The sequence below is a fragment of the Mesorhizobium sp. M0052 genome (genome assembly GCF_040323255.1).
Classification (GTDB): domain Bacteria; phylum Pseudomonadota; class Alphaproteobacteria; order Rhizobiales; family Rhizobiaceae; genus Mesorhizobium.
The window spans coordinates 12948-28751 of the sequence record NZ_JAMYUS010000028.1; the positions used below are offsets into that span (position 1 = coordinate 12948).

21 protein-coding genes and 1 pseudogene are annotated in these 15804 nt (G+C 59.4%); 14 read left to right on the forward strand and 8 right to left on the reverse strand.

The features are described from left to right. Nucleotides 1-29: 29 nt before the first annotated feature. The 9 genes from cpaB (at nt 30) to NKJ77_RS28225 (ending at nt 7922) form a co-directional block, all read left to right on the forward strand. A complete protein-coding gene (cpaB, locus tag NKJ77_RS28185; protein ID WP_352536094.1) occupies nt 30-1085 on the forward strand; it encodes a Flp pilus assembly protein CpaB in 1056 nt (351 codons plus the stop codon). Nucleotides 1086-1139: 54 nt separating this feature from the next. After that, a complete protein-coding gene (locus NKJ77_RS28190) occupies nt 1140-2585 on the forward strand; it encodes a type II and III secretion system protein family protein (RefSeq protein ID WP_352536095.1) in 1446 nt (481 codons plus the stop codon). Next, the gene (locus NKJ77_RS28195; protein WP_352536096.1) at nt 2572-2871 is read left to right on the forward strand and encodes a hypothetical protein; all 300 of its coding nucleotides are present in this window, start codon (nt 2572-2574) and stop codon (nt 2869-2871) included. Before NKJ77_RS28190 ends, NKJ77_RS28195 begins: the two co-directional genes overlap by 14 nt. Before the next feature lie 72 nt (nt 2872-2943). After that, complete coding sequence (locus tag NKJ77_RS28200) at nt 2944-4416, forward strand: pilus assembly protein TadG-related protein (RefSeq protein WP_352536097.1); 1473 nt, start codon at nt 2944-2946, stop codon at nt 4414-4416. A 5-nt stretch (nt 4417-4421) separates the two neighbouring features. After that, nucleotides 4422-4952 (forward strand): TadE/TadG family type IV pilus assembly protein, encoded by a 531-nt coding sequence (locus tag NKJ77_RS28205; protein WP_352536098.1) that lies wholly within the window; start codon nt 4422-4424, stop codon nt 4950-4952. Between the two features lie 40 nt (nt 4953-4992). Beyond that, nucleotides 4993-5589, forward strand: coding sequence for a TadE/TadG family type IV pilus assembly protein (locus NKJ77_RS28210; RefSeq protein WP_352536099.1), 597 nt, complete (start codon nt 4993-4995; stop codon nt 5587-5589). Continuing rightward, entirely contained in the window at nt 5586-6749 is a 1164-nt protein-coding gene (locus tag NKJ77_RS28215) for a CpaE/TadZ family protein (RefSeq protein ID WP_352536100.1), read from the forward strand. The genes NKJ77_RS28210 and NKJ77_RS28215 overlap by 4 nt, the downstream gene beginning before the upstream one ends. Continuing rightward, a complete protein-coding gene (locus NKJ77_RS28220) occupies nt 6733-7332 on the forward strand; it encodes a L,D-transpeptidase (RefSeq protein WP_352536101.1) in 600 nt (199 codons plus the stop codon). The genes NKJ77_RS28215 and NKJ77_RS28220 overlap by 17 nt, the downstream gene beginning before the upstream one ends. Beyond that, entirely contained in the window at nt 7329-7922 is a 594-nt protein-coding gene (locus tag NKJ77_RS28225; RefSeq protein WP_352536102.1) for a hypothetical protein, read from the forward strand. The genes NKJ77_RS28220 and NKJ77_RS28225 overlap by 4 nt, the downstream gene beginning before the upstream one ends. Before the next feature lie 20 nt (nt 7923-7942). Here the strand turns inward: NKJ77_RS28225 and NKJ77_RS28230 are convergent, their stop codons facing one another. After that, entirely contained in the window at nt 7943-8482 is a 540-nt protein-coding gene (locus NKJ77_RS28230) for a hypothetical protein (RefSeq protein WP_352536103.1), read from the reverse strand. 128 nt (nt 8483-8610) lie between these two features. After that, on the reverse strand, nt 8611-9087 hold the full coding sequence (locus tag NKJ77_RS28235) for a hypothetical protein (protein ID WP_352536104.1): 477 nt from the start codon (nt 9085-9087) through the stop codon (nt 8611-8613). Between the two features lie 264 nt (nt 9088-9351). On the opposite strand from NKJ77_RS28235, the gene NKJ77_RS28240 reads away from it, so the two are divergent. After that, entirely contained in the window at nt 9352-9726 is a 375-nt protein-coding gene (locus NKJ77_RS28240; protein ID WP_352536105.1) for a hypothetical protein, read from the forward strand. A gap of 113 nt (nt 9727-9839) precedes the next feature. Here NKJ77_RS28240 and NKJ77_RS28245 read toward each other — a convergent pair whose 3' ends face one another. Continuing rightward, nucleotides 9840-10085: a hypothetical protein gene (locus NKJ77_RS28245; protein ID WP_352536106.1), complete on the reverse strand. Its 246-nt coding sequence runs from the start codon at nt 10083-10085 to the stop codon at nt 9840-9842. Between the two features lie 56 nt (nt 10086-10141). On the opposite strand from NKJ77_RS28245, the gene NKJ77_RS28250 reads away from it, so the two are divergent. Next, on the forward strand, nt 10142-10294 hold the full coding sequence (locus NKJ77_RS28250; RefSeq protein WP_352536107.1) for a hypothetical protein: 153 nt from the start codon (nt 10142-10144) through the stop codon (nt 10292-10294). A 306-nt stretch (nt 10295-10600) separates the two neighbouring features. Then, nucleotides 10601-10732, forward strand: coding sequence for a hypothetical protein (locus NKJ77_RS28255; protein ID WP_352536108.1), 132 nt, complete (start codon nt 10601-10603; stop codon nt 10730-10732). Nucleotides 10733-11349: 617 nt separating this feature from the next. On the opposite strand, the gene NKJ77_RS28260 is transcribed toward NKJ77_RS28255, so the two are convergent. Next, complete coding sequence (locus tag NKJ77_RS28260) at nt 11350-11556, reverse strand: KTSC domain-containing protein (RefSeq protein WP_023697380.1); 207 nt, start codon at nt 11554-11556, stop codon at nt 11350-11352. A gap of 23 nt (nt 11557-11579) precedes the next feature. After that, entirely contained in the window at nt 11580-11780 is a 201-nt protein-coding gene (locus NKJ77_RS28265) for a hypothetical protein (protein WP_155923316.1), read from the reverse strand. Between the two features lie 355 nt (nt 11781-12135). On the opposite strand from NKJ77_RS28265, the gene NKJ77_RS28270 reads away from it, so the two are divergent. Beyond that, the gene (locus NKJ77_RS28270) at nt 12136-12318 is read left to right on the forward strand and encodes a hypothetical protein (protein ID WP_352536109.1); all 183 of its coding nucleotides are present in this window, start codon (nt 12136-12138) and stop codon (nt 12316-12318) included. A gap of 75 nt (nt 12319-12393) precedes the next feature. Here NKJ77_RS28270 and NKJ77_RS28275 read toward each other — a convergent pair whose 3' ends face one another. Beyond that, on the reverse strand, nt 12394-12561 hold the full coding sequence (locus tag NKJ77_RS28275) for a hypothetical protein (RefSeq protein ID WP_352536110.1): 168 nt from the start codon (nt 12559-12561) through the stop codon (nt 12394-12396). 284 nt (nt 12562-12845) lie between these two features. On the opposite strand from NKJ77_RS28275, the pseudogene NKJ77_RS28280 reads away from it, so the two are divergent. Continuing rightward, nucleotides 12846-13998 (forward strand): annotated as a pseudogene (locus tag NKJ77_RS28280) (IS256 family transposase). 535 nt (nt 13999-14533) lie between these two features. Here NKJ77_RS28280 and NKJ77_RS28285 read toward each other — a convergent pair. Both NKJ77_RS28285 and NKJ77_RS28290 read right to left on the reverse strand, forming a co-directional pair. Continuing rightward, nucleotides 14534-15250: a Crp/Fnr family transcriptional regulator gene (locus tag NKJ77_RS28285; protein WP_023730090.1), complete on the reverse strand. Its 717-nt coding sequence runs from the start codon at nt 15248-15250 to the stop codon at nt 14534-14536. Nucleotides 15251-15398: 148 nt separating this feature from the next. Then, a complete protein-coding gene (locus NKJ77_RS28290) occupies nt 15399-15680 on the reverse strand; it encodes a hypothetical protein (RefSeq protein WP_352536111.1) in 282 nt (93 codons plus the stop codon). Nucleotides 15681-15804 lie beyond the last annotated feature (124 nt).

Here is a 15804-nt window from a genome sequence, read left to right on the forward strand (position 1 = left end):
ATGGACGCCGGGCTAGCGGGGGAAAGAAAATGCGCGCAAACACTGTTATCATGATTGTCCTCGCCGGCGTGTTCGGCGTATTGGCGGTTGTGCTCGCGAATATCTGGTTGGCCAATCAGCGGAGCGCGATCGCACAGACAAGTGATGTCCCACGCGACACGGTCGTGGTGGCGGCAGTGGCGCTGAAATTTGGTGACACGCTGTCCGCCGACAAATTGCGCGAAGTCGCATGGCCATCTGGCGCGGTTCCGGCCGGCGCTTTCAAGACGACAGAAGAGCTTCTCACGAGAGACGTTCCGGCCGGCGGAGGCTTAAAGCAGGCCTTGCAGTCGATCGGCGTCAATGAGCCAGTTCTGGCCACCAAGATCACCGGGCCCGGCCAGCGTGCAACGCTTTCCGCGGTGCTTGCCGAAGGCATGAAGGCCGTTTCCATAAGGGTCAACGACGTCCTCGGCGTCGCGGGATTTGTTTACCCGGGCGACCGGGTTGATGTGCTGCTGACGCGCAAGATGCGGACTGCCGAGGGCGCGGACCAAAGTTTTGTCGACGTGCTGCTGCAGAGCATAAAGGTGCTCGCCGTCGACCAGGTAGCCGATGAAAGCAAAGACAGCCCGACCGTGGTGAAGTCGGTTACGCTTGAGGTCAACACCAAGGACGCCCAGAAACTTACGCTTGCGGCCGATGCCGGTCAGTTGTCGCTGGCGCTGCGCCAGGCCGCCGCCAGCAAGGGTGAAACGACGGAGCGTATTACGCTGTCGGACCTGACCGGCGACACGCCCGACGATGTGGCCAAAAGGCAGGCTGAACTAGCCAGGCAGGCAGCAGCCGACGCCGAGGCGGCAGCCGAGCGCAAGCGCGCCGACGAAAAGATTGCCGGACTGGCCCAGGCCGTCGAACGAGTAGGAAGCAAGCTCGACGATTTGAGCAAGGTCAAGCCGGCTCCGGCGGTGGCCTCAGCACCCGAAGTTCAGGAAGTCGTCAAGGAAGTGGTCAAGTATGTGACCCCCGAGCCACCGGCGCGGGCGACGGTCGGCGTATTTCGGGGTGTCAAGCTCGAGACATATGACGTGCCGCGACAACCATGATAAGGTACGACCAACAAAATAGGGCTGCGTCGGCAGCGAGTGGGGAGTTTGGGGATGCGGGGGGCTTGGTTAAAGATAGCGGCGGCCGCGTTGTGGTGTCTGGCCGCACTATTGCTATCGAGCCTTGCGGCTGATGCAGCAGACCGTTTCATCGATGTGTCAAACCCAAGCGTCCATCGGATTTTCCTGCCGATGTCACAGTCGGTGACGCTTCAGGTGAGCGCGAATCTCGGTGACATCGTCGTTGGCGACGAGAAGATCGCCGATGCCCAGCCGATGACCGACCGGACGCTTTACGTCATCGGCAAGAGCGCCGGCACCACCACGGTCAATCTCTTCTCCCCGGACAAGCGCTCGCTTGGTGTCATCCAGATCGAGGTCGGCGTCGACGTCAGCGACATGGCTCAGGCGATCCGCCAGGTGGCGCCCAGGGCGCGCATCGAAATCGGTTCGATCAACGGCAAGGTCAGGCTTGGCGGCCATGTCAAGGATGGCGCGACACTGGCGTCGATCCTTGAGGTCGCGCAGCAGTATGGCCCCGACGCCATCATCAATTCCGTCATCGTCGACGACAGCCAGCAGGTGAATCTCGAGGTCCGCGTGCTGGAGGCCAAGCGGAACGCCGGCCGCGACCTCGGCGTGTCGATCAGGAGCAGAAATGGCAGCGGCACAACCCGTACAGGGACAGGCGTTGCGGCCGTCGACGAAGATGATGTGGTGCTGGGACCTGGGAACCTGCTCACCGGCCTGCTGTCGGGCAGCAATCCGTTTGCAGCGCTGATCACCCGCGTTATCGACAGCAACATCAAGGTTGACCTGATTATCGAGGCACTCGAGAACAAGGGCGTTGTGCGCACGCTTGCAAATCCCAACTTGACAACGCTTTCCGGGGAACCTGCAAGCTTCAACGCCGGCGGCGAAGTGCCTATCCGTGTCATCGGCAATGATGGCCAGGTAACCATCACGTACAAGCAATTCGGCGTCAATCTGCTGTTCACGCCGGTCGTACTCGACGACGGCAAGATCCATATGAAGCTGGCGCCGGAAGTGAGTGACCTCAACGGTTTCACCACCGCCGGCGACCCGATCTTCACCAACCGCAAGCTGGAAACAGTCGTCGAACTGCGCGACGGCCAGAGTTTCGCTGTTGGCGGCTTGTTGTCCAGCAAGACCACCAAGCTGCAGAACCAGGTGCCATGGCTCGGCCAGGTGCCGGTCATCGGCACGCTGTTTCGAAATTCTAGCAATCAGAAGGAAGAGACCGAACTCGTCGTCATCGTCACGCCGCATATCGTGCGGCCGGTGAAGCCCAGCGAGCAACTCGCGACGCCGTTCGACAAGACACGGCCGGCCAACGATCCGGAATTCTTCGTGCTCGGCCAGCTCGAGGTGAACAAGGACATGATCCGCAAATATGAAACGGGCGATGGCGTGACCGGCCCCTATGGCCACATGCTGGACTTCAAATCGAAGGACAAGATGCTCTATGTCAAGAAATAGCGTCCTGATCCTCCTCTTGTGCGCCGGTGCACTATCGGGCTGCGCCGCCGATTATCTGAACAACTACGATTCGGTGACCCTGGCCGCCGGAGATACGCAGAAATACAATTCTCTGCTGCAGACCGTCGATCCGTTCAATCCGAACTCGAAGAACACACATATCGAAGGCGACGGCGCCCGGGCAGCCGCTGTTGCTCAGGGCTACAAATTTCCACCTCCACCGCCGCCACCGCCTGCGATCACGGTCAATGTCGGCGGGTCGGGTGTGACCAACGGAGCGAATTAAACAGAAGGATGCGGTTTCAGTGCGCCAGGCACAACGAGGGAACCTGGCGTCAGGGGAGCAAAGAGTAAGGCCATGCTGCGGACCATTCGCGCGTTCTGGCACGATCAGAGGGGAATAGCGCTGATTCTCGTCAGCGTCATGTTGCCGGCCATCATCGGTTTTTCGCTCTTGGCGATCGACATGAGCCGGGTCAACAATCTGCACAACGACCTGCAGAAGGGTGCCGACGCACTTTCGCTTGCGACTGCCGGAGAACTCGACGGTCAATCCGATAGTATCGTGCGAGGCGATCGCGCGCTGGCTACACTGGTGAGTAACAACTACAACTTCTCGACCGCCTTACCGCCCGGACCCAAGGCGTTGGCCGCTGCCGGCGTGACGCGGCGCTACCTAAGATCCATACCCGCCAACGACAGCCTTCCAATCGCAGCCGCCAATGCGATCACCGACGAGGTGGCCGATGCCCGTCTGGCGCGCTATGTGGAGATCACGGTTACGCCAGTCGGGTTTTCGGCAATCTTCCCTGCGTCCTTCCTGACTGGGAACTCTGCCAACAATGGCTTCAACGTAAGCGCCACCTCCGTTGCCGGCTTCAGGACATCGGTTTGCGACTATACGCCGGTCTTCATCTGCAACCCTTATGAGGCATTGCCCGGCGGCATTTCGCTTGAAATGGCCGCCAACAGTCAAGCCTACCGTCGCAAACAGATAAAACTGCGGGGCGATGGCTTCTATGGTCCCGGCAACTTCGCCTTTCTGGCTTCACCCGATGGCAACGGTGCCAACGCACTTGAGCAATCCCTCGCCAGGGTCAAGCCTGTCGGCTGTTACGCTCAGGACGGCGTCGACACCGAGCCCGGTCAAAATTCAGGACCAGTGAAAGACGGCCTAAACGCCCGGTTCGGCCTCACATCGACCTATGTCAACAGCGCCGGCCCTGCAAAGAACGTTCGCATGGGCATCAAGAACGTCGTGTGCAAGAACGGCGAGATCAAGTCGTTCGATTGGGAGACGACGCTTTCCCAAGGCACAGGTCTCAACAAAGACTCTTGTTTCCCGAATTGTACCACGCTCGACGGCGGGCGAAGTGACGCTGGCATGTTGGGCGACGGGATCTGGAACCCGTCCACCTACTGGACATATGCGCATGGGACGTCTTCAGAGCCGACGCTCCCGTCCGAACTGGGAACAAATCCCACGCGCTACGAGGTCTACAAATACGAGACGCAACACCCCGATCGGATCGCTGATGCTTCGGCGAACACCGAAACCGGCACCCCGGCCTGCGGGATGACACCAGTGACCACGGTCGACCGTCGCATACTCTACGGGGCAATCATCGACTGCAACGCGGTTAAGGCAGCGGGCATCAGTCTTTCTGGTCGGCAAAGCGATGTCCCCGTGCGGGCCTTCGGCAGTTTCTTCATGACCGAGCCGATCAAGGACGGCAAGGACATCTACGTCGAGCTGATCGACATCACCGGCAGAGGCGGCCGGGGAACGCTCGACAATTTCCTGCGCGACGAAGCACAGCTCTACCGGTGAGGGCAATGTTCAAGATGCTGTCCCGACACCTCGATCGATTTAGACGCGACCAACGCGGAGCCGTGCTTGTCGAGATGACATTGATCACGCCGCTGATGCTGTTCCTGTCGGCTGGCGTGTTCGAGTTCGGCAATCTGATCCATGACAAGCTGTTGATGGAGGCCGGGCTTTCGGACGGCGCTCGCTATGCAGCACGCTGCAACAGCCAGATGTATACCGACTATGCCGATGCGGGATTCACCGCGATCGACTGCGCCGACATCGCCGCGAACATAGCGGTGTTCGGCAATGCGGCGGGGGCATTGCCCGCGCGCGTCGCCGGCTGGGGGAAAACGGATGTGACGATAACCATCGGAACCTCTTGCCACAACGCCGTGGAACTCGGTGTCACCCAGTATCGCTCCACCACCGCACAAGTCTGCATCGTCAGGGCGGCAGGCACCTTTGCCTATAGCGGTGTCGGTATGCTGTCCTTGATTGGCGTCGGTCCAATCACCCTCACCGGCCTTCACGAGGAGCGGTTAATCCGGTTCTAATATGATCAGGCGTTTCGCAAGATCGGAGGACGGCGCGGCAATGGTCGAGACGACCATCGTCTCCACGTTGCTGTTTTCTCTCGTGCTTGGCTTTGTCGACTTTGGCTATGCCTTATACCAATGGAATGCAGCAACCAAGGCCGTGCAGATCGGTGCCCGGTTGGCGTCGATTTCCGATCCGGTTGCAAGCAATCTTACGGCTGCCGCTCCCACCGCTGTGCCAGGCGCTCCCGTTGTCGCCGGCGCCTATGGCCCCTTTGCCTGCTCATATACTGGAACCACAGGCTCCTGCACCAATGGCGGCACCTTCGACGCCACAAATTTCAGCCGAGTCTTTCGCGGCGACACGGCAGTCACCAACGACGACGCCTGCCCGACCACCACCGGGAGCCAGCGGCCGGGCATGTGTCATTTCTTTCCAGGCCTGCTGCGCAGCAACGTTGTCATCACCTATTCCGCCACCGGCCTCGGCTTCCAGACGCGGCTGGGCGGACCAGTGCCGACAATCAGCGTCAGCCTGCAGAACAGGACCTTCCAGTTCTTCTTCCTCAATGGGCTGATGGGGTTCGCGAACATCAACATGCCCTCCATGCTGAGCACGGTCACGGGTGAAGACTTGAAGAGTACCGCGTCATGAATGCCATCAACACCAAGGTTACGCCGACCAAGCGAAAGCAGGTCGCCCTGTTCTCGTCGGATGCGAATTTCAAGCGCGATGTGGCTACGCGCCTCGATGCTCTGGCGATCTACGACGTCAGGGTTTCCGAGACCGGCGACTTTCTCAAGGGTCCGCCCGCGGACACGCGCCCCGGCATCGTCATCCTCGACCTCGGCAATGGCGAGTTGCTCGGCAGGCTGGGGATCGTCGAGGCGCGCGCCCTGTGGGCGACCGTGCCGCTGATCGCGGTCTCCGACGAGCTGTCGTCGGAGCAGACGCGAGTGCTGGTGCGCATGAACGCTTCGGACTGGCTGCACAAGCCGCTCGACGGCAAGGAACTGCTGAACGCGGTGACCTTCCACGACACCGGCCACCAGGGAACGAAAAGCCGCATCATCACCTTCATCAGCGCCAGCGGCGGCGCCGGCGCGACGACGCTCGCTTTGTCGGCGGCCGAATTCCTGGCGTCGAAATCGAAGGGACGCGGGGCTTCCACCTGCCTGGTCGACCTCGATTTCCAGAGCGCCAATTGCGGCGCCTATCTCAACCAGTTCAACCAGTTCGACCTCGGCGGGATCATCGGCCAGCCGGAGAGGCTCGACGTCGAGCTGATGGACGTCATTAAGCTCTCGCGCCCGTCCGGGCTGACGCTCTATTCCTTCGAGAGGCCGCAATTGCCTTTTGAACCGCAGGGCAGTGATTTTGTCTTCCGGCTGCTGGATCTTGTGGCCTATCGGTTCGACGACATCGTCATCGACCTGCCGAACATCGAGACGCCTTGGCACAATTCCGTGCTGTCGACGAGCGATGAGATATTCATCGTCTTCGAACTCAACGTCGCCTCACTGCGGCAAGGCAAGCGGCTCTACAAAAAGATCCGCGAGTTGCGTGGCAATGCTGTCAGCATCACGCTGGTCGCCAACAAGCACAAGCGCAAATGGTTCGGCAACCACTTTTCGCGCAGCGAACTCGAAAAGATTTTCAAGGCGCCGCATATCAAATCGGTCGCGCTGGACAATGCGCTTCTCGCCGATGCGTTGAACCGTGCTATCCTGCCTGCCGAGGTGGATGGGCGTGCGCGCTTTAACAAGGACCTCAAGCGGATGTTCAAAGAGCGGCTCGATGACGCTGCCAAATAAGGGGCGGCCAAGTAGGTATCGGATTGGCCCGGGATTGGCCTACGTCATCGGCATTGCGCTGATGATGTTGGTCCAGGATTTTGCCAGCGCACGATCGGCACTTTCGGATCGGCCGCCGCTGCCGGCAATGGGACCCAGCCTGCGCAAGACTGTTGCCTTCGAGACGACAGAACAGCCCGGAACAATCGTTATCCGCAAGGGCGAGAAAGCGCTTTACCTGGTGACCCGACAAGGCCAGGCGCTTCGCTATCAGATCAGCGTCGGACGCGACGGATTTGGCTGGACCGGAGTCGTCGAGGTGGGGGCGAAGACCGAATGGCCGGAATGGCGCCCACCCCGCGAAATGCGCGCCCGCCAGCCGGACCTGCCGCAAATGGTGCCTGCCGGTCCCTACAATCCACTTGGCGCCAGGGCGCTTTATCTGCTTCGGAACGGGCGTGACACGCTCTATCGGATACACGGAACCAACGATCCCAAGGGTGTTGGCTTCGACGGAACATCGGGGTGTTTTCGCCTTACCAACACCGATGTGATCGATCTCTTCAGGCGCGTCGCGATCGGCGCAAAGGTGGTGGTTCAATGACGATGATCAGCGAACCGGACATGCCGGCAATCGAGATTGGGACAACAGCCCGCATTGGAGAGCAGACTGTCGTTGGGAAACCGAGCGACAAAAGCATTATCGGCGCGGTCATCATCGGCACGTCCCTGCTCACTCTGGTGAATATGGTAGCGGCGGTTTATCTCTACCGCGGCATCAGCGATATGCGGTTTTTGGAAGGGCGCCTGGAGGAACTCGGGACGTTCGAACAACGAATCGGCGGCCGGCTGGACACGGTCAACAACGGTTTTCAAAGCCGATTTGAAAAACTGGACAGTCAGCTGCAGAGCAGCTTTGGTGAAATCAACAGGAGCATAGCCCGACTGGAACAGAACCAGCCTCTTGCGCGTGACGAAGTCATGTCGAGCGCAGCGGAACCTTCCGTCGACACGACCAGCAGCATGGCGGAGGCGCCTGCTGTTCTCGATGGTGAAGACGCGACCGAGCCCAGCGCCGTCGATACACCGCGTCCGCCCAAAAGGAGGATTGCAGCTGCAGCGCCTGCCCCAAGCCCCGATTACCAGCGCATAGAGCAGGCCGATGGCAAGGTTTACTACCGGAAGATCAACTAACGCCGGAAAATGGGGCTGCCTTAGAGATCTCGCTGCAGAGCAACAAGCCTCGCGGCCAGCGCTCCGGATCGCTCTCGAGCTTCGCTGAGAAAGGCAACATGACAGTAGGCGCATGCTGTCAGACCCAGGACCAGCACAAGGCTGTTCTTCAAGGTAAAATCGACCATTAGCGAGAAGGGAAGCCCCCCGGGTACCGCGAATGAGGCGATCGTGCTTGCTGTTTCGGAATGGCTGGTGACGGCGATCATCAACCCGGCGAAAAGCAGGGCGACGTGATTGGCAAGGAAGAAGAAGGCAGCCGACTTTCTTGTGCGGCACGCCATCCAGCAAACGATCGATGCGGCAGCCAGGATGAAGGCATCGAGGACCATCGAAGCGCCCAGAAAGAGATCGACCTGTTGCCAGAACATCGTCGACAGCGGCCTTAGTTCAAGCCAGATCCGCCACATTGTAGGACTGGCCGGATAAGCTCCCAGCAAGAAGGTCGCCATGCGCTCACCTGCCAGGATCAGCAGGATCAGAGCCGGGAAGGCAAAGAGCATTATCGACTTGCGCTTCATGTCACCCTCGACAAACTGGCAACAAGATAGCTTGCAGAGATTGAGCGAGGCTTAACGGACCGTTGCGGGTGCTGCGGCAGCGCGGCCAGCTGCGAATGGCGGCTTTAAGTCAGAAAGAGCATGCGCCATTAGTTGTTTTGGCTGAGCACGAGCGTCACCACCTTCGGCTCGACCCGTTTCAAACATCGGTCAGGGATATTGGGCCACATCGCCTTGGCGCATCCTTCGTCGTCCTTTGACGTTGAGGCAATCCAGCGTTTTGAGCTACGGGCTTCCTCACTAGTCGTTAGGAAGACCTGTGTAAGCAGCGCGGTCGCCATGGATACCTGGACGAGGATAAGAGCGTAAGCGAAACTTCTGATCATCCGCTCGCAACGCTGAATTCGCGAACTGGTTCCAATGTCCTGCTCACCGGGTAACGACGATCGCGATTCTTGCTTCAGTGCCTTAGCAGTCGTCGAATTCTTATATAGCAAACCTTCGTCAATGTCCCTGCTCCTCGCCGGTACTGCGGAAACGGACGCGGTGGTTGTGGGCTCCACGTAGGTCTTGCCATTGCTGATCAGCGTGATTGCGCGCACGATCAACCTAGCAACGTCAGTCACGCTGGTTCTACGAACGTGCGCGCGTTAGCGACGAAAGCTTCCTGCGCAGGCGTTTGACTGCGGCGTCGGCGCTGGCGCACCGGAAGCTCGCTGGGAACATGGATTCGAACCAGGACTAACAGAGTCAGAGACACATTGTACCGTCGTTTTCCTAGCAAAACTTCGCCTCGTGTTGCAGTCGTGTTTCAATCTGCCGCTACAACAGCAGGCGGGCCTCGATCTCGGCAACTGCCGCCTGATCGGCGGCAACAGGCGGGCCGCTGCATGACGCAGGCCATAGAAGTCGTACTTGGCGATTTTGAGAGGATCGCCTTCGGGAGCGAGCCTTGTCGGGTGGAGCCGGAATATGCCGGCACCGACGAGCATCGGCGTCCAGACGCGCGCAAGGATGTTGTGATGGTCGAGCGGCGTTCCTTCGTCGGAGGGGAACACCAAGCCATCGGGACCGTTCGCAATGGCCAGGCGCTGCTGCTTCAGGGCGTTGATTGCCATCGGCGCCAGCGGCATGTCGCGCTCGCTGCCGAAGTCTTCGGAAGCCCGAAATTTGCGCCCACACGACCTTTCACCGTGAGGACGCCGCGCTTCAGGTCGACGGCGTTCCATCTGAGGCACGCAGTTCGGAGGCGCGCAAGCCGCTAAATAGCGCCGTGACTATCAGGGCGCGGTGCTTGCCTTGGGCGGCGTCAAGTACCGTCCGCAACTCGGGTTTGGTCGGATCTCGGGCCGCTTCAACTTGCGCCGATCGTTCGTCTTCACCTTGGCGTTCGACAGCGGATTGTCGCCGCCAAGCCACGCCGCCTTGCTTCAACGAAGATCGCGCCGAGCGAACGCTTGACCATGGCAAGCGATCGATCCTTCGCCAGTTCGTCAGCGAAGGCGTGGGCGTGCGGCGTGTTGAACTGCGAGAGCTTTCTGGCGCCGATCAGCGGCACGATGTGGATGTTGACGTGTAGGCGTAGGCATCGCGCGTAGAGCGCTCCAAGCCTTCGGCGTCGCATCTTTCCAGCCACAGCTTCGATGCCTCTTTGATCGTGATCGAGGTGCTGTCTGCGACATGAACGCCGAGCTGCAGGTCACGTCGCACCTTTACCAGATAGGCGTCGGCATCCTTGCGCTTGTCGAACTGCTTGGCGCGATTGCCGCCGGCATCGAAGTAGTCTGCCAGCCACCGAACTCACCGGAGGGCAGGGTGCGCTTGCGGACCTGAGCCATTCCTATTCCTCGCGGTACTTTGGATGCCGTTGCGTGGTGTGGGAGCGAGCTTGCCAGACCGGATAGCATTCCGCCTCTTTCGCCAACTCTCTATCATTTCTTTCCGCGACGCTCCGATGGCCTCGAAAACCTCTTGGCCAATGGGGACGTCTCCGGAGGCGTATTCATTCGCAAGCTTGATTGCTTCGCCCAACTTTGGCGCAAGTTCAACCAAAAGATTGAACAGGTTATCCAGACCGGAACATTAGCGCCGACTAACGGTTAATGTCGGCAGTGTCCCGAGTCATGATTGGCTGGAGCGATGGCGGTACTGGCGTCCGATCTTGTCTATTTTTCCGGCCTGACCCTAGGCGACCTGCTGGGCAGCGTCATTTCGTTGCTGGCGTGTTTGGTGCTCTACAACGCTTTGGCTACGGACCGCCCGAACCGATAGGTCGGGCCTAACCGGCGATCGCCATTCCAAAGCCAAGGCCCAGGCCAATTGCGACGCCAAGGAACAGCTTGCCGGCCATGTCGATGCGAAGGCGCATACAGGGCGCCATGCGTCTGTGCGGGCGCTCTGAGGCCGTTGCCGATGTCATCGAAGATCGTTTCCATCGGTCGAGTCTCCGAATCTGTGAATCCCCTGTTTGATCCGTCAAAGTCTAACGATCAGGGAAGCGCCATGGAAAGCACGTGCAGTAACGGTTGATTCAACCATTGCTGGTACAGGTGTGGGGTGGGTGGCGGCTCCGACAGCTCGGGGGTGGAACTGAGTGCCGAAGCCGCCTGCGCAGCCAAGGTTGGGGTTTGACCGCGCCGTCCTATTCTGGGACAGCGCGGTCAACGATTCGTTAAAATGATCCGGACATAATTAAGTCGGTGCTAATTGCGCCCTTCGGCCTTTTTGGGTCAGCCGGGAACATCCTCGCTCCGAGGCTGTTCGGTCACACCCGGCTCGCGTTCTCAGCGGTCCTGCCGGTGACCAAGATGGCCCCTCACTCATCATGGTCGGCCCGCGCTCGGAAGCAGGCGCGGGCCATCCCTGAACAAGCCCGGCGTTTCCAGATGTCAGCGCCCTGGCGCGAGCCGGACTGCATAACGATTGCGGATGTGGCTGTTAAAATAGACGCCCTTGGCAAAGGCAGCTTTGAACGCAGCAACGGCCTCAGCAGGTACGTCCAAAAACTCGTAATGCTTCCCGCTCGCTACAAACCAAACCGAGAGAACCCTAGTGTTGGGGTCATAGTCGAACTTGCGTATCGAGGTCGACGGCATGGTATGCCATTCAAAACACTCAGCTAGCCGAGTTGGCTAAAACTGTATTCGAATATGTGGCCGCGCTTTTCGTCGGCAACCCTGATCCAGATGGGCTCGCTGGTGCGCAGAGTGATGTCGCGATCCGTCGCTTCCCGCGCCGCCCTGATCGGCGTTGTCGCGTGGACGATGTGGGTAGCCGTCACGGTATCGCCGTCCATTTCCTCAACGTGGTATTTCGGCACTTTTGGTCCTAAGCGTCCAGTTCGAGCGGCTCGTGCTCCGGATCGGGATGATAAGTGACCTGGCGAAAATCGCGCATGTCGATCTGTTGCCCGCAAACAGGGCAAGGGAGGAAATGCGCGAGTTCGCTCGCGGGCGGGCCTTCATGTCGGTGCCCGATCAGTGGTCTGCCGAGATCAGATAGCCTGGTCATTGTTTCCGCAGCGCCTTGGCTACCCGCTCCAAAGTCTCGCGTTGGTTGCCGTGCTTCGCGATCAGCTATTTGACTGCTGGGGTGAGGCATGGTGTCGAAGCGGAAGGACAGCAAATACCGAAGCGGTCCGTCGACCAACTGCATTCGTCACCTTGAACCGGGAAATGCGCGAGAGGCTATGGAAACGCGTCCAGGAGCACTCAGGCACGGCGCCCAAGGGCATCATGAAGCGGCCGGCCACGCAATGGGTCAAGCCGGGGCTGATCGGCCGCGTGAAGCATCTGCGCGGCGAGGATGACCTGCGGCATGCATCGCTGCAGGATTTGCGCGAGGATGAGGATCAATAGGAATTTGCTTTTTTGGCGGAACTGAGGGTTTGATTCCGCGTTGCTGCAGACTTAAGTTCTATCTTGGGTAGGACCTTAGTCTGATTCGATGATTTCAAGAAAACTTGCCGCCAGTGCCAAATCGTCTCCTAAATCCAGCCGCAATAAACCTTGGTTGTTTAACGAGCCCTGTGCTGGATCGACAAGCGCGGCGTATCTGAATAGCACGCGAAAGTTCTGCTTCTCTTCTTTTTTCGTTCCCACGACAGTGTCGCCGATAGCCCTTTTCGGACGCTCTTTTGCCGACGATATTGACCGCTCCAACGCGGATGTCCGCCGTGACGGTCCGCGGTCCTCAAGGCATCCAATTCGCCCTTTTTGGGGTTTTTGGGGTCGTGTCCCATCAGGTGGTGTAGCTCGGCGGTAGCGAAGCCGCTCACGAGCGCGCCGTTATTAGCGCTGTAGCGAGCGAGCGGCGTGTGGGTGGTCATCGGCGCTTTCCGGTAGGGTTTGGTTGTTGACGCCAACCCATTTCGGAAGGACCACCGATGACCGACGACATGATGAACCTGCGCACGCTCGTGGAGAAGACCCCGGATGCCGATCTGCTGCGGGAGATGATCGGCTTTGCCGCCGAGCGACTGATGGAAATGGAGGTGGGCGCGGCCACCGGCGCCAGCTATCGCGAGAAGAACCCGCTGCGGCTCGCCCAGCGCAATGGCTACCGCGACCGGGACTGGGAGACGCGGGCCGGCACGGTCGAGCTGCGCATCCCGAAGCTCAGGAAGGGAAGCTACTTCCCAGGTTTCCTCGAACCGCGCCGCATGGCCGAGAAGGCGCTAATCGCCGTCATCCAGGAAGCTTATGTGCAAGGCATCTCGACCCGGTCGGTTGACGACCTGGTCAAGGCCATGGGTATGAGCGGCATATCCAAGAGCCAGGTCTCGCGGCTGTGCGAGGAGATCGACGGGAAGGTGAAGGCCTTCCTCGAGCGGCCGATCGAGGGCGATTGGCCATACCTGTGGATCGACGCCACTTACCTGAAGGTCCGCCGCGGTGGGCGGATCGTCTCGGTCGCCGTTATCTGGAGATTGGCACCTCGGAGGCCGAGCCGATCTGGACAGAGTTCCTGCGCAAGCTGACACTCGCGGCCTGCGCGGCGTCAAGCTCGTCGTCTCCGATGCTCACGAAGGCCTCAAGGCGGCCGTCACCAAGGTGCTGTGCGCGACATGGCAGAGGTGCCGCGTCCACTTCATGAGGAACGTGCTGGCCCATGCCGGCAAGAGCGGCCGCAGGGTCGTCTCAGCCTTCATCGCCACCGCTTTCGCCCAGGAAACGCCCGAGGCCGCGTCCGTACAATGGCGCGCCGTCGCCGACCAGATCCGGCCGAAGGTGCCGAAGCTGGCGACAATCATGGACGACGCCGAGCCCGACGTGCTGGCCTACATGACCTTCCCCAAGGAACATCGCGCCAAGCTCCACTCGACTAATCCGATCGAACGTCTCAACGGCGAGATCAAGCGGCGCACCGAGGTCGTCGGAATCTTCCCGAACGACGATGCGATCGTGCGCCTCGTCGGCGCAATCCTGCTCGAACAGAACGATGAATGGGCAGTGCAGCGGGCCAGATATATGACTCTGGAAACGATCAGCCAGATGAGCGATGATCCCCTGATCAGCCTGCCAGCCGTGGCGCGCTGATCAGCCCGGCCCATGCCGGAGAGCACGGCGACTAATGCCGCCAGCTACACCACGCCGCGGGACACGATGCTTTTGGGGTCGCGCCTCAGCCCGAATTTGCGTGTTCCTGTAGCCCAAACTGCGACATTGGAGATTCAGCATGAGCGATCGGATACTTCGGGTCGCTCATCAAGCTTGGCGGCGGCGACAGCAAGCATCGCCCGAGGCTCCCCGCGTGTTTCGGGTGCGCCGCGACGGTAAACGCGCTTTGCCCGCATGGGAGAGAGCTTTCCAATTCTTTTTCCGCAACCAGGCCGATTTCACAAGAAAGGGGGAGTCTCAACCAGCGGCGTTTCACGAAGGGCCTGGAGATCCGGAATCCTGCGGGAGGAACCTCAATGCCCCACCGCAACGGCCGGTGCGGACACTTACCCCAAACCGCACCGGCCATTTCCCAGGTCGTGACCCGTCAGGTGACGTACCTTGGCGGCGCAACTCTCAGCAATGCGCTCTTGCCCAGGACTTGGATCGCAGTCTCTCCTATAAACACAGATGCTCAATCGCGGATATATCGGGTTTCGAAGCCCGCGAATTTTGTGATGCTCAGCAGATCGAGCACGCGGACACGGCCTTGTCGGAATTCGAGAAACTTACGCTCGCGAAGTTCGCGGAGCATCCGGTTGACATGAATGGGAGTAAGGCCCAGGGCGTCCGCGAGATCGTACTGGGTCAGGGGGCACTCATAGCTGTTGTGGGTGACAGCGCCTATCAGTTCCAGACGGGTTCTCAGTTCGAGGAACAGATGCGCTGTGCGCGCTAACGCGCTGCGTCGTCCTACATTGGTGAGATGTTGAGCGATGACGGCTCCGTTGTGCCCAAGAGCTTCCACAACTAGGGAAAAAAGATGGGGTGATTTCATAGCCGCGAGAGTAAATGTCTTGGTTGACGCCACCAAGACGCACAGTTCAGTTTGAGCAACAAACGTTTCAAGAGCGCCACCCGTGTACGACCGGGACAGGACTATGTCGCCTCTCAGGGCAAAATCCAGAATCTGTCGCTGCCCGCCTGCGAGTTGGTGAGAAATGCAACCCCAGCCCGACTCGACTATGAATACGCGATCGTTGTCCTCGCCCTGACTGAAGATGACCGTCTCCGGAGAATAGCGCTTCGGCACGAACCCCAGCGTCTTTATGAGCGCCGCATCGTCATCGTTAAACCCGATGTATGAGGGCCGTTTCTCGTTTCCGCGCAAAGAATGTGTAGCGTTCGACATTCACAACCCGCCCAATGTCTTCCTTTCTGCCCCTTGGGGTCAAATGTACATCAAATTTGATGTGATGAGTACCTATTCTGCGTCGCCGGCAGGATCTGTAAACGTCTGCACGCGAAAGCAAAGAATGGAATCGCGCGAAAAACCCCGGCTACGTTTTATTTTTTGTAAAGTTTTCTCGTATGGACTCGACTATTTCGCTGGCGATGAAGCAGCTTCGGTTGTCCACTTGACCGGCGGCATTCCGCAAGGTCCTCGATGCATCCTTGAGCAATCCCCTGATCTGTGCTGAGGACAATAAATCCGATGCCTCAAGTTCAAGCAGCACCGATTCACTCACGTGAAGAGCAGCAAGGGCAACCGCTCGTGGCCTGGTGGCTAGTAGTTTCAAGAGATCACTGTTGGGCCTTGTGCGCGATTTCTTTTTTGCCATAGTACTTCTCAACTGTCCGGACAAGAAGGTTGTGTAGGTCAAAATCACCTCGCTTCGAGAACTTGATCGCGCCCGAGACGGGAGAGGTTGGAGGGCTCAATCGATGTGTGTCTTTAGACAAGTC

Excerpts from the sequence above, each read along its gene's own strand:
- NKJ77_RS28220 (WP_352536101.1), top strand. The coding sequence starts at position 6,733 with ATGACGCTGCCAAATAAGGGGCGGCCAAGTAGGTATCGGATTGGCCCG.
- NKJ77_RS28210 (WP_352536099.1), top strand. The coding sequence starts at position 4,993 with ATGGTCGAGACGACCATCGTCTCCACGTTGCTGTTTTCTCTCGTGCTT.
- NKJ77_RS28195 (WP_352536096.1), top strand. The coding sequence starts at position 2,572 with ATGTCAAGAAATAGCGTCCTGATCCTCCTCTTGTGCGCCGGTGCACTA.
- NKJ77_RS28250 (WP_352536107.1), top strand. The coding sequence starts at position 10,142 with ATGAACGCCGAGCTGCAGGTCACGTCGCACCTTTACCAGATAGGCGTC.
- NKJ77_RS28245 (WP_352536106.1), bottom strand. The coding sequence starts at position 10,085 with ATGCGACGCCGAAGGCTTGGAGCGCTCTACGCGCGATGCCTACGCCTA.
- cpaB (WP_352536094.1), top strand. The coding sequence starts at position 30 with ATGCGCGCAAACACTGTTATCATGATTGTCCTCGCCGGCGTGTTCGGC.
- NKJ77_RS28200 (WP_352536097.1), top strand. The coding sequence starts at position 2,944 with ATGCTGCGGACCATTCGCGCGTTCTGGCACGATCAGAGGGGAATAGCG.
- NKJ77_RS28215 (WP_352536100.1), top strand. The coding sequence starts at position 5,586 with ATGAATGCCATCAACACCAAGGTTACGCCGACCAAGCGAAAGCAGGTC.
- NKJ77_RS28190 (WP_352536095.1), top strand. The coding sequence starts at position 1,140 with ATGCGGGGGGCTTGGTTAAAGATAGCGGCGGCCGCGTTGTGGTGTCTG.
- NKJ77_RS28205 (WP_352536098.1), top strand. The coding sequence starts at position 4,422 with ATGTTCAAGATGCTGTCCCGACACCTCGATCGATTTAGACGCGACCAA.
- NKJ77_RS28255 (WP_352536108.1), top strand. The coding sequence starts at position 10,601 with ATGGCGGTACTGGCGTCCGATCTTGTCTATTTTTCCGGCCTGACCCTA.
- NKJ77_RS28290 (WP_352536111.1), bottom strand. The coding sequence starts at position 15,680 with ATGGCAAAAAAGAAATCGCGCACAAGGCCCAACAGTGATCTCTTGAAA.
- NKJ77_RS28225 (WP_352536102.1), top strand. The coding sequence starts at position 7,329 with ATGACGATGATCAGCGAACCGGACATGCCGGCAATCGAGATTGGGACA.
- NKJ77_RS28230 (WP_352536103.1), bottom strand. The coding sequence starts at position 8,482 with ATGAAGCGCAAGTCGATAATGCTCTTTGCCTTCCCGGCTCTGATCCTG.
- NKJ77_RS28260 (WP_023697380.1), bottom strand. The coding sequence starts at position 11,556 with ATGCCGTCGACCTCGATACGCAAGTTCGACTATGACCCCAACACTAGG.
- NKJ77_RS28285 (WP_023730090.1), bottom strand. The coding sequence starts at position 15,250 with ATGTCGAACGCTACACATTCTTTGCGCGGAAACGAGAAACGGCCCTCA.
- NKJ77_RS28240 (WP_352536105.1), top strand. The coding sequence starts at position 9,352 with ATGACGCAGGCCATAGAAGTCGTACTTGGCGATTTTGAGAGGATCGCC.
- NKJ77_RS28270 (WP_352536109.1), top strand. The coding sequence starts at position 12,136 with ATGCGCGAGAGGCTATGGAAACGCGTCCAGGAGCACTCAGGCACGGCG.